10 protein-coding genes are annotated in these 12,023 nt (G+C 68.4%); 7 read left to right on the top strand and 3 right to left on the bottom strand.

The genetic code is table 11. From position 1 onward, the window contains the following. The first annotated feature begins 48 nt into the window (after positions 1-48). Both SLQ30_RS20970 and SLQ30_RS20965 read left to right on the top strand, forming a co-directional pair. Positions 49-1,746, top strand: coding sequence for a DEAD/DEAH box helicase (locus tag SLQ30_RS20970; RefSeq protein WP_319448068.1), 1,698 nt, complete (start codon positions 49-51; stop codon positions 1,744-1,746). Between the two features lie 128 nt (positions 1,747-1,874). Continuing rightward, entirely contained in the window at positions 1,875-2,966 is a 1,092-nt protein-coding gene (locus SLQ30_RS20965) for a helix-turn-helix transcriptional regulator (protein WP_319448069.1), read from the top strand. Between the two features lie 196 nt (positions 2,967-3,162). On the opposite strand, the gene SLQ30_RS20960 is transcribed toward SLQ30_RS20965, so the two are convergent. From SLQ30_RS20960 to SLQ30_RS20950, 3 genes are read right to left on the bottom strand one after another with little or no spacing between them, the layout of a single operon-like run. Next, entirely contained in the window at positions 3,163-3,975 is an 813-nt protein-coding gene (locus SLQ30_RS20960) for an HAD-IIA family hydrolase (RefSeq protein ID WP_319448070.1), read from the bottom strand. A 55-nt stretch (positions 3,976-4,030) separates the two neighbouring features. Continuing rightward, complete coding sequence (locus SLQ30_RS20955) at positions 4,031-5,482, bottom strand: PH domain-containing protein (protein ID WP_413468108.1); 1,452 nt, start codon at positions 5,480-5,482, stop codon at positions 4,031-4,033. Then, positions 5,479-5,997: a PH domain-containing protein gene (locus SLQ30_RS20950; protein ID WP_319448071.1), complete on the bottom strand. Its 519-nt coding sequence runs from the start codon at positions 5,995-5,997 to the stop codon at positions 5,479-5,481. The genes SLQ30_RS20955 and SLQ30_RS20950 overlap by 4 nt, the downstream gene beginning before the upstream one ends. Between SLQ30_RS20950 and SLQ30_RS20945 the strand changes: the two genes are divergently transcribed. Genes SLQ30_RS20945 through SLQ30_RS20925 form a run of 5 tightly spaced genes read left to right on the top strand, consistent with a single transcriptional unit; the run spans position 5,996 to position 11,926 of the window. Next, positions 5,996-6,907, top strand: coding sequence for an SDR family NAD(P)-dependent oxidoreductase (locus tag SLQ30_RS20945; protein WP_319448072.1), 912 nt, complete (start codon positions 5,996-5,998; stop codon positions 6,905-6,907). The two genes, SLQ30_RS20950 and SLQ30_RS20945, sit on opposite strands and share 2 nt — an antisense overlap. Before the next feature lie 3 nt (positions 6,908-6,910). Next, entirely contained in the window at positions 6,911-8,104 is a 1,194-nt protein-coding gene (glp, locus tag SLQ30_RS20940; RefSeq protein ID WP_319448073.1) for a gephyrin-like molybdotransferase Glp, read from the top strand. A gap of 42 nt (positions 8,105-8,146) precedes the next feature. Beyond that, complete coding sequence (locus tag SLQ30_RS20935) at positions 8,147-8,863, top strand: phosphatidylserine decarboxylase (RefSeq protein WP_319448074.1); 717 nt, start codon at positions 8,147-8,149, stop codon at positions 8,861-8,863. Beyond that, positions 8,860-9,720 carry a phosphatidylcholine/phosphatidylserine synthase gene (locus tag SLQ30_RS20930; RefSeq protein WP_319448075.1) on the top strand — a complete coding sequence of 287 codons (861 nt, stop codon included), beginning with the start codon at positions 8,860-8,862 and terminating at the stop codon, positions 9,718-9,720. Before SLQ30_RS20935 ends, SLQ30_RS20930 begins: the two co-directional genes overlap by 4 nt. Then, positions 9,713-11,926, top strand: coding sequence for an AAA family ATPase (locus SLQ30_RS20925; protein ID WP_319448076.1), 2,214 nt, complete (start codon positions 9,713-9,715; stop codon positions 11,924-11,926). The genes SLQ30_RS20930 and SLQ30_RS20925 overlap by 8 nt, the downstream gene beginning before the upstream one ends. Positions 11,927-12,023: the final 97 nt, after the last annotated feature.

Genomic DNA, 12,023 nt, shown 5'->3' with positions numbered 1-12,023 from the left:
GCTGTAGGTGTGCCCTAGACTGCCCTTCGACCAGATAGGAGTCTTCGGGTGCGGGCTTACGCAGCGCCCAGCACCCAGGCTTTGCGGGGCTGGCAACGTCGGGCTTTGGTGCGCTATCTGACCGCCCAACCACGTGACTTCCTTGCGGTGGCGACCCCCGGATCAGGCAAGACGGCGTTCGCGCTGCGCATCGCCGGAGAGCTACTCGCCGAGGGCGTCGTCGAGCGGGTCACCGTGGTGGTGCCCACCGAACACCTCAAGGTCCAGTGGGCGCAGGCCGCGGCAGGCGTCGGCATGGCGCTGGATCCCAAGTTCAGCAACTCGTCGGCGCAGAACTCCGACGAGTATCACGGCGTCGTCGTCACCTATGCGCAGGTGGCCAGCCACCCCGGTCGGCACCGGGTGCGCACCGAGAACCGCAAGACGCTGGTGGTGTTCGACGAGATCCACCACGGCGGCGACGCCAAGAGTTGGGGCGAGGCGATCCGCGAGGCCTTCGGCGACGCGTCGCGCAGGCTGGCGCTGACGGGCACGCCGTTTCGCAGCGACGACAGCGCGATCCCGTTCGTCACGTACGAACGCGGCCCCGACGGCCTCGAGCGTTCCCAGGCCGACCACACCTACGGCTACTCCGAGGCGCTGGCCGACGGGGTGGTGCGGCCCGTCGTGTTCCTCGCGTACTCCGGGGAATCGCGATGGCGTGACAGCGCGGGTGAGGAGCACGCGGCCCGGTTGGGTGAGCCGCTCACCGCCGAGCACACCGCGCGCGCCTGGCGGACTGCACTCAATCCGGCGGGCGAGTGGATGCCCGCGGTGATCGCCGCGGCCGATACCCGGCTGCAACAGAAGCGCCAGCACGTGCCGGACGCCGGCGGCATGATCATCGCGTCGGATCAAACGGCCGCCCGCGCCTACGCGGACCTTCTGACGACCATCACCGGCGAGGCTCCGACGGTGGTGCTGTCCGACGACAAGGGCTCGTCGGACCGCATCACCACCTTCTCGCAGGGCACCAGCCGGTGGTTGGTCGCGGTGCGCATGGTCTCCGAAGGCGTCGACGTGCCGCGGCTGGCCGTCGGCGTGTACGCGACCAGTGCGTCGACGCCGCTGTTCTTCGCGCAGGTGATCGGCCGCTTCGTCCGGTCGCGCAGGCCCGGCGAGACGGCGAGTGTGTTCCTGCCGTCGGTGCCCAACTTGCTGCAGTTGGCCAGTGAGCTCGAGGCGCAGCGCAACCACGTGTTGGGCAAGCCGCACCGGGAATCCGACGGACTCGACGACGAATTGCTCGCCGACGCCGCGAAGCAGAAGGACGAGTCCAGTGACATGGACAACGGCTTCGAGATGCTGGGCGCCGATGCCGAATTGGACCAGGTGATCTTCGACGGCTCGTCGTTCGGCACGGCGACGCCGGCAGGCAGCGACGAGGAGGCCGACTTCCTCGGCATCCCGGGCCTACTGGATGCCGGGCAGATGCGAGATCTGTTGCGGCGCAGGCAGGAAGAGCAGCTGGACAAGCGCACCGCCGCAGGCGGCACGCTGCCGGTGGTCTCGACCACCCACGGCCAGTTGCGCGACCTCCGCAAGGAACTCAACGCGCTGGTGACCCTGGCACACCATCGGACGGGCAAGCCGCACGGATGGATCCACAACGAACTGCGCCGGATCTGCGGCGGCCCGGTGGTCGCAGCGGCCAACTCCGAACAGATCGCCGCACGCATCGAAGCGGTCAGGTCGCTGAAGACCTAGCGAGCTCCACAAATCACTACTGGTGCAAACTCGTTCAGTTAGTGATCAATTGACGATCATGTTGATAACGTGCGGCGCGCTACCCACGCCGCTAAAGTCCCGACCAGCAGCACAGTTGGGAGGTCGCGATGGTCACGATCGACGAATACTCGCGAATGGTCACCGCGATCCATGCCGCGGCGACCACGCCCGAGCACTGGATCGAAGCCATGACCATCATCCGGGAGGCGCTCAACTCGACCAGCAGCGGAATGATCATCGCGGACGGATGTAGCCGATCGATCAAGAGTGCGAGCCTTCCGCCGGATGCCATGCAGGCGTACTCCGACTACTACCGCAACGTGGACTACGTGCTGGACGCCGTCGAACGCGGACCCGTTGGCCTGGTCCGTGGCGGCACCGCACTGACCGCACTCAACGCCAGGTCGGAATTCAACGTCGATTGGATGGCTCCGCACAAGATGGACGACGGGTTGTTCGTCCGCCTGACTGATGGTGACCTCCCCACGTGCTTTCTGGTGGCGGCGCCTGCAGGCGGTGACGAGTTCGCCACGCCCGACCGGGTGAAGCTGGTCAGCGCGCTGATCCCGCACCTCCAGCAGGCGTTGCACACTCAGAAGTACATCTCCGACCTGGCGGTACGGGCCAGCGACGCGGCCGAGGCCGTCGACGGAATGCGCCACGCCGTCTTCGTCGTCGGACCTGGCGCCGTGATCGTGCACCTCAACTCCGCCGCGGAGAAATTGCTCGCGAGCCGCAATGGGCCGAACGTGCGGGCCGGCAGCCTCTGCGTAGCGCCGTCCGCAGCCCACGCCGAACTCAGGCGGAGCGTCGGAGCTGCGCTCGGCCTGTCCAGCGCCAACGCCAAGACTGGTAATTCCTTTTTGTGCCAACGGCTTTCGGCGGGGCGGCCCTACGTCGTGCACGTCACGCCGTTCACGGCCCGTGACCATGGCCCACCCCGGGCACTGGTCGTCGTGATCGACCCGAACGACGACCCGGCACCCTCGGCTGAGCTGCTACGCAGACTCTTCGGGCTGACGACCGCGGAAGCGGCCGTGGCTCAACTGGTTGCGGGCGGTCACGGACTGAAACCGATTGCCGACGAACTGGCGTTGTCGGTGGCCACCGTCAAGACCCATCTACAGCGCATCTTCGCGAAGACGGACACCCACCGACAGGCCGAACTGGTGCGGCTTCTCCTGGCGCTGCGCCCATAGAGGTTCGTGGAAGTCGGTGAGCACGCGACCACGAGCATGCCGGCCATGCTCGCCCCCCGGCACCGCCACGTGCTCACCGATGATCGCCACCGGCGACTCCCCCGTGTCACCAATAGCCGATCCTTCCGCTGTCAAGCGAATCAGGAATGGCGACGCGCAACATCAACCGAACGGATGAATTTCGCGGAGGCGGCGCTCAGAGTCCAAGCAACGTGGGAAGCTCTGCCACCGAGTCGATGACGTGGTTGGGCTGCATCGCGAATTCGTCTGCGGTCCAGCGGTCCAACGTGTCCTGGCGGAACTTTCCGGTGCGGACCAGCACACCGGTCATCCCGACCACCTGGGCGGCCAGCACGTCATTGTTGAGGTCGTCGCCGACCATGTACATCTCCTCGGGATCGACGCCGAGCCGGTTCGCCGATGCCAGGAATCCTTCTGGCGCGGGCTTGCCGACGGCGACGGCCTTTCGGCCGGACGTCTCCTCCATGCCGAGCAGGTACATGCCGGTGTCGATGCGCAGCCCGTCGGCGGTGTTCCACGACGTGCTGCGGTGCATCGCGACCACGGGGATGCCCTGTGCCATCCAGTCGTAGACCCGGCTGAGCGTCACGTGGTCGTATTCGGGACCCGCCCCGCCGAGCAGGATGACGTCGGGCGCCTCCGGTTCGACATGGCGGACGTCGCTGGCGTAGACGACGTCGATGCCGGGCATGTCCTCCCCGATGTGACCGCTGTTGACCAGGAAGCAACGGGCATCCGGATAGCGGTCACGGACGTAGTCGGCGGTCAGCACCGCCGCCGTGATCACCTCGTCGGCGGAGACGTCCATACCGGCCTTGGTGAGCAACTCGGCGATCTGAACGCGGGTGCGGGTGGTGGTGTTCGTGAGGTACGTCCGCGCGATTTGATGGTCGGCGAGCACCTGCAAGGTTTCGCTCGCGCCTGCGATCGGCTCCCACGAAGTCACCAGAACGCCATCGATGTCGAACAACACGCCACCGATAGCCATGGTGCCGAGGTTAAACGGCATACGTTTCGGCGCAACTCGGGCCTCCACTTACCGCTTAACTGCTGCGAGCCCACTCCTGCTCGGCCACCCACGGCGTCGTCGCCGCGGCCACCGACCATGCGAGGTCCGCAGGCACGTCGAGCACCCGGTAGGCCTTCAGCCCCGCCGCCGTCGCCGCGACCAGCGTCGCCACCCCTGCCCTGCGTTGAAAGAACGTCTGTCGCACCGTCCAGCCGATGACGCCCCCGGCGGCGATGCAGTCTCGCCGCCTGTCCAGGCTGCCGGACCGCGCGACCAGCCAGCCGTCCCCGGCGCGATGGCCGAGCGCGTGCGCACGGTCAAGAGCGAGCAGTCCGCCGCCCGTCAACAGGACCCCGCACAGCACCCATGCCCATGGCGCCACCGGAACGAAGCTCGAGGCAACCGCCAGTGCCACCACCGACGCGACCGGAAGCGCCATGGCCCGAGTCCATCGCCTGCGCACCGCGGCGGGTCCGTGCCGCCGTAACTCGCCGCCGACAACGACCGGGTTGGTCAGCTCGGCCAACACCGTCTCCGCCGTGGCCCGCGGACAAGGCGGCAGCAGCAGGGACGCTTCGCCCGCCCCTGCCACTCCGGTCATCACCGCATCGAGTCGGGCACCTCCGAACGCACGGACGAGCAGCGGCTCCCGAATGGTGCCGCCGCGCAACCGCGCCGTGTCGTAGGTGTACTCCCTCGCCCTCAGCAGACCGTGCTGCAGATGCAGCGCGTCGTCACGTCGGGACAACACCAGATTGCCGAACGTGACCAATGAGCGCAGCACCGACAAGAACACCGAAAAGAGCAGCACCGCGAGCACAGCCAACCCCACGCTGGCCAAGACTCCCAGCCGCGCTGCGGCATCAAGGCCTTGCTGCGCGAGCTCCGAATTCTCCAGCCTTGCAACGGCTCCCGTCTGATAGACCAGACCGACGGCGGCCATGATCATCGCCAACCCGGTGAAGCTCAGCGGGCTGTAGCGCAGCCAGGACGGCTGCCACCGGGCGAGCACCCGCTCGGGTGTCCCTTGTTCGGTGGCGACCGATGGGGATTCGTCGAGCAGCAAGGCCCGCAGCCCCGCAACCTCTTCGGACCGGACGGCATCGAGGGCGAACTCCGCGCTGCCCTTCGCCTCCTGACCGGTGCCCAGCTTGACCACCGTCAGCCCCAGCAGCCGGTGCAGCAGCCGGGCGTCCGTCGACACCGATCGAATTCGGCTGCGCGGCAACGACAAGACCTTGCGCTGCAGGACCCCTTCGCGACGCGAGATCTGCTCGTCGTCGATGCGATAGGCAGTGGTGAACCACCGGGCGACACCGAACGCGACCAGGAACGCCGTGACCGCGACCGCCCACATGGCGTTACCGGTCGACGCCCCGACCACCAGCGACCCAATCAGCAGCGGAAGCTGGCGCACCAGGTCGTGGATCGGGTGCACCAGCAGCATGCGTGGACTCAGCCTGCGCCATTCGACCGGGACGGTCACGTCGCGTCCTGCTCTCCGATCGCCGCAACGTCGGTCAGTTGCGCGACGAGTTGGTCGGCGACGTCAGAGTCGAGCGCGATGATCCGTACCGCCCCAGCCGAAGACGCCGTCGTCACGGTGACGTTCGCGAGCCCGAACAATCGATCCAGCGGACCGCGTTGCGTGTCGACCGTCTGCACCCGCGAGATGGGCGCAATGCGGCGCTCCTGCACCAGCCAGCCGGTCCGCGTGTACACGGCCTGCGCACCCAACTCCCAGCGGTGCACCCGATACCGCCACCAGGGCACCACGAACACGAACAGCGCCACACCCAACCCGGTCGCCACCGCCGCCGTGGCGTGTAGCCACCCCAGCCGCCCGTCGGGTCGATCAAAGGCGAACCACACCAGTTGAGCAATGATCAGCAACGTCCAGCGCAGCGCCGAGCCGAGCGCCCACACCAGCGGCGCCTTCCGGCTCGGGCGATTCGCGGGATCGACCAGAGTGAACACCACGCCCAGTATCGTCGTGCACATGAGCGCCAACACAAAGTGGACTGACGCCGACGTGCCCGATCAGACGGGGCGCGTCGCCATCGTCACCGGCTCGAACACCGGACTGGGCTATGACACCGCCAGAGTGCTGGCTGCGCACGGAGCCAAAGTGGTGCTCGCGGTCCGCAACACCGAGAAGGGCGACGCGGCCGCCGCGAAGATCGTCGGCGCAGTGCCTCACGCCGACGTGAAGGTCCAAGCGCTTGACCTGGGCTCGCTGCAGTCGGTACGCGCCGCTGCCGAGGAACTCAAGGCAGGCAACCCGCGCATCGACCTGCTGATCAACAACGCGGGCGTCATGTATCCGTCGCCGCGGCAGACCACTGCCGATGGGTTCGAACTGCAATTCGGCACCAACCACCTCGGCCACTTCGCGCTGACCGGACTGTTGCTCGATCACTTGCTGCCGGTGGAGGGTTCGCGCGTAGTGACGCTCAGCAGCGTCGGACACCGGATCCGGGCCGCCATCCACTTCGACGATCTACAGTTCGAGCGCAGCTACGACCGCGTCGTCGGCTACGGCCAGTCGAAGCTGTCGAACCTGTTGTTCACCTACGAATTGCAGCGTCGGCTCGCAGCCGGGCAGGAGCCCACGATTGCGCTGGCCGCGCATCCGGGCGTCGCCGACACCGAACTCGGTCGACAGAACCCCGTGCTCAACTTTCTGTATCCGTTCGTGTCGCAGAGCGCTGCGATGGGTGCGCTTCCCACCCTGCGCGCCGCGACGGACCCCACCGCGCTGGGCGGCCAGTACTACGGACCCGACGGGCTCGGCGGGACCCGCGGATACCCGAAAGTCGTTGCGTCAAGCAGACAGTCCTACGACCAGGGCCTCCAAGAGCGGCTCTGGACGGTTTCCGAGGAACTCACCGGCGTCACCTACCCGGTCTGACACATGCGATCCGTCGAGGACCACCAGCGCGTGGTCGCCGGGCTCATCGAGCCACGCAAGCCCATCAACGTGTCGTTGGCCGATGCGCTCGGGCTGGTGTTGGCCGCCGACGTGGCCGCCCCGCTGTCGCTGCCCGGCTTCGACAACTCGGCAATGGACGGCTACGCCGTGATGGCCGAGGACGTCGCCGACGCGTCCGATGAGCATCCCGTGAAACTGCCTGTCGCCGAAGACATCCCGGCCGGACGCACCGACCTGCTCACGCTCGAGCCGGGTACCGCGCACCGCATCATGACGGGCGCACCGGTGCCCGCAGGCGCCACGGCGGTGGTACCGGTCGAGGCCACCGACGGCGGCACCCAGACCGTCTCGATCCGCGCCTCCGCGAAGCCCGGCCAGCATCTCCGTCACGCGGGCGAGGACGTCACCGCAGGCACCACGGTGCTTCACGCGGGCCAGGTACTCAGCCCGGCAGCGCTCGGACTGGCCGCGGCGCTTGGCCTGGCCGAACTGAACGTCGTTCCGCGGCAACGGGTTCTGGTGATGTCGACGGGTACCGAACTCGTCGCCCCCGGCACTGAGCTGCGCCCAGGCCAGATCTACGAGTCAAACGCCGTGATGCTGGCCGCGGCGGTCCGCGACGCGGGCGGCGAGGTGGTGGCCTCGCCCATGACCGGCGACGACGTCGAGACGTTCCGCGCCACGCTGCAGAAGCACGCCGGAGCGGCGGACCTGATCATCACCACCGGCGGCGTCAGCGCGGGCGCCTACGAGGTCGTGAAGGATTCGCTCGGCGAGGAAGTCGAGTTCGTCAAGGTGGCCATGCAGCCCGGCATGCCGCAGGGCGCGGGAAGGTTTGACTCGACCCCGATCATCACGCTGCCAGGCAATCCCGTCAGCGCGCTGGTGTCCTTCGAGGTGTTCATCCGCACGCCGCTGCGCGCCGCGATGTCGCTGCCCCATCCCGACCGCCCGCACATCGAGGCCACGCTCACCGAGCCGCTGACCTCGCCGCGCGGCAAGCGTCAGTTCCGCCGCGGGGTCCTGGACTCCACGTCGAGCACCGTCACCACCTATGGGCCGCCCGCCTCGCATCATCTACGGTGGCTCGCGTCGGCGAACTGCCTGCTGGAACTCGCCGAGGACGTCACCGAACTGGCCGCGGGATCCACAGTGCGCGTATGGGACTTGCGCTAGCCGCCCCGAGCCGATCAGTCCAACCGTAGAATCGAGACCCTGATGGCCAGACCCGCGCGCCCAATCGATGCCGCCGACCAATCCGAGCTCACCCGCTTCCTTGAGCTCGTCCGCTCCACCGTCCCACCCGTCCACCCGGCGGGCCTTCCGTTCATCGCGGGTGCGCTTGGGCTGGCCGCCGTCGGGCGGCGCAACCGCTGGCTGCGCGGCGCGGGCTTGACCGCCGCGGCCGCGTCCGGTGCGTTCTTCCGCCACCCGCCGCGCGTTCCGCCGACGCGCCCCGGGCTGGTGGTGGCGCCCGCGGACGGCAGGGTCACCCTCATCGAACAGGTCGTCCCGCCCGCCGAACTCAACCTGCCGGCGGCGTCGATGACGCGCGTCAGCATCTTCCTCTCGATCTTCGACGCGCACGTCCAGCGCGCACCCGTCGCAGGCGAGGTCGTCACCATCAAGTACCAGCCCGGACACTTCGGCTCGGCCGAGCGCGACGAGGCCAGCACCAACAACGAGCGCAACAGCGTGTGGATCCGCACCGCCGAGGGCGTCGACGTGGTCGCCGTGCAGATCGCCGGCCTCATCGCGCGCCGCATCGTCTGCTCGACGAAGGTCGGCGACAAGCTCGCGCTCGGCGAGACGTACGGGCTGATCCGGTTCGGGTCCCGGCTGGACACCTACTTCCCCGAAGCCGCCAACGTGCTCGTCGAACTCGGCCAGCGCGCCATCGGCGGCGAGACCGTGCTGGCGGAGTTGCCCCGATGAGACCGCGCATCAAGACACCGCAGATCTCCATGCGCATCCTGCCAAGCGCCACCACCGTGCTCGCGATCTGCGCGGGGCTGACCTCGATCAAGTTCGCGCTCGACGAGAAGCCGTGGATCTCGTTGGCGCTCATCGGCGCGGCCGCCATCCTCGACGGCATCGACGGCGGCATTGCGCGCGCGCTCAACGCACAGTCGCGGATGGGCGCCGAGATCGACTCGCTCGCCGACGCGGTGAACTTCGGCGTGGCACCCGCTCTGGTGATCTACGTGACCATGCTGCAGCACTCGCAGGCCGGCTGGATCTTCGTGCTGCTGTACGTGGTGTGTGTCGTGCTCCGACTGGCCCGCTTCAACGCGCTGCTCGACGACGACACCCGACCCGCCTACACCCGCGAGTTCTTCACCGGCATGCCCGCCCCGTGCGGCGCCGTCGGGGCGATCGGCCCGCTGGTCGCCATGATGCAGTTCGGCCAAGGTTGGTGGACGTCACACTGGTTCGTCTGCGTGTGGTTGGCGGCGAACGCCGCGCTGCTCGTCAGTCGAGTGCCCACCCTGGCGCTGAAGGCCATCTCGGTGCCACCGAACGCCGCGCCCGTCCTGCTGATCCTGGTGGCAGCCGCGGCCGCCGGGCTGCTTCTGTTCCCGTACATCCTCGTGCTGCTGATCATCGCCGGTTACCTGTGCATCATCCCCTTCACCATCCGCAGCCAGCGCTGGGTGGCCGCGCGCCCTGAGGCATGGGACGCCAAACCGAAACAACGCCGTGAGGTCCGCCGCGCCACGCGGCGGGCACAGCCGCGTCGCGGGTCCTCGGCGCGTCTCGGGTTGCGCAGGCCAGGATCGAAAAATGAATGAACCCGTCGAGTCACCCGCCGAGGATGCTCCGCTGTCCCACCTCCGGCTGACCGCGCGGTTGAACACCTCGGCTTTGGACAATCGACGGGGAGTAGCCCGGTTGCACCCCGAAGTGCTTGCCGCCCTTGGCATTCGGGAGTGGGATGCCGTCTCGTTGACGGGCGCGCGCACCACCGCCACCGTGGTCGGGGTGGCACCGGACGACACGCCCACCGGCACCGCGCTGCTCGACGACGTCACGCTGTCCAACGCCGGACTCCGGGAGGACGCAGGCGTGATCGTGGCGCCGGTGACGGTGTACGGCGCGCGGTCGATCACGCTGAGCGGATCGAAGCTCGCGACCCAGTCGGTTTCGCCTGCGACGTTGCGAATGGCCCTGCTCGGCAAGGTGATGACGGTCGGCGACACGGTGTCGTTGCTACCCCGCGACCTGGGCCCAGGCACGTCGACGTCGGCGGCCACCACGGCGCTCGCCTCGTCGGTCGGCATCACCTGGACCTCCGAACTTCTAACCGTCACCAGCGTCGACCCCGCAGGCGCGGTCAGCGTCCAGCCGAACTCACTGGTCACCTGGGGCGACGGGGCCGCTGGCCCAACCGGCGCCGTGGGGTTGGGCACCGGTCAGCACACGATCAGCACGGCGACCCAGGACCCGCTCATCGCCTTCGACGACCTCAAGGGCAGCCACGCCCAGGCGGGCAGGCTGACCGAGTGGCTCAAGCTCGCGCTCGACGAACCGAAACTCCTCGAAACCCTTGGCGCCAAAGCCAATCTCGGCGTGCTGGTGTCCGGTCCCGCCGGCGTCGGCAAGGCCACCATGGTGCGCGCGGTGTGCCGCGAGCGGCGGTTGGTCGAGTTGGACGGCCCCGACGTCGGCGCATTGCGGGCCGAGGACCGGCTGGCAAGTGTGGCGTCGGCGGTGTCGACCGTACGGGCCGGCGGCGGCGTGCTGCTGATCACCGACGTCGACGCGCTGTTACCGGCCACCGCGGAACCAGTCGCCACGTTGATCCTCACCGAATTGCGCAACGCGGTAGCCACCAAGGGCGTCGCGTTCATCGCGACGTCCGCGGTGCCGGACGCGGTCGACCCCCGACTGCGCGCACCGGAGGTGTGCGACCGCGAACTCGGGCTCAGCCTGCCCGACGGCGCCACCCGCAAGGCGTTGCTCGAGGTGCTGCTGCGCGGTGTGCCGTCCGAAAGCTTGAAGCTCGACGAAATAGGCGACCGCACACCGGGTTTCGTCGTTGCCGACCTGTCCGCACTGGTTCGCGAAGCCGCACTTCGCGCGGCCGCAAGGGCGAGCGCCGACGGCAAGCCACCCGCGCTGGTTCAGGACGACTTCGTCGGTGCGCTTTCGGTGATCCGCCCGCTGTCCCGTTCGGCCACCGAGGAGGTCGCCGTCGGGTCGGTGACGCTCGATGACGTCGGCGACATGGTGGAAACCAAGCAGGCGCTCACCGAGGCCGTGCTGTGGCCGCTTCAGCACCCCGACACGTTCGCAAGGCTTGGCGTCGACCCACCGCGCGGCGTGCTGCTGTACGGACCGCCCGGGTGCGGGAAGACGTTCGTCGTGCGAGCGCTGGCCAGCACGGGCCGGTTGTCCATTCACGCGGTCAAGGGTGCCGAATTGATGGACAAGTGGGTGGGTTCGTCGGAAAAGGCTGTGCGCGAATTGTTCCGCCGCGCACGCGATTCCGCTCCTTCGTTGGTGTTCCTCGACGAGATCGATGCGCTGGCGCCGCGACGCGGGCAGAGCTTCGACTCCGGCGTCACCGATCGCGTGGTCGCCGCGCTGCTTACCGAACTCGACGGCATCAACCCGCTGCGCGACGTCGTCGTGCTCGGCGCCACCAATCGGCCCGACCTCATCGACCCCGCGCTTCTGCGCCCCGGCCGGCTGGAGAAGCTGGTGTTCGTCGAACCGCCGGACGCCGCCGCGCGACGCGACATCCTGCGCACCGCAGGAAAGTCGATCCCCCTGAGCGCCGACGTGAATCTGGACGCGCTCGCCGACGACCTCGACGGCTACAGCGCCGCCGACTGCGTAGCACTGCTGCGGGAGGCGGCGCTGACGGCTATGCGGCGGTCGATCGACGCCGCCGACGTCACCGCCGAGGACGTCGCGAAGGCGCGGGCGACGGTGCGGCCGTCACTCGATCCGGCTCAGGTGGACTCGCTGCGGGCATTCTCCGAGGGCCGTTAGCCGGCCTGCCTGAGTTCACTTCCGTCCCAATGGCCCCTGGACCGAAAGACGTTCGTGGTGCCCAGCTCTCAGCGACTACGCCGGGCCGCTCGCGGTT

The sequence above is a fragment of the Mycobacterium sp. RTGN4 genome, assembly GCF_033804635.1.
Taxonomy (GTDB): Bacteria; Actinomycetota; Actinomycetes; order Mycobacteriales; family Mycobacteriaceae; genus Mycobacterium.
Note: the sequence above shows the minus strand (reverse complement) of the source record. Positions and strands in the feature narration are given on the sequence as shown.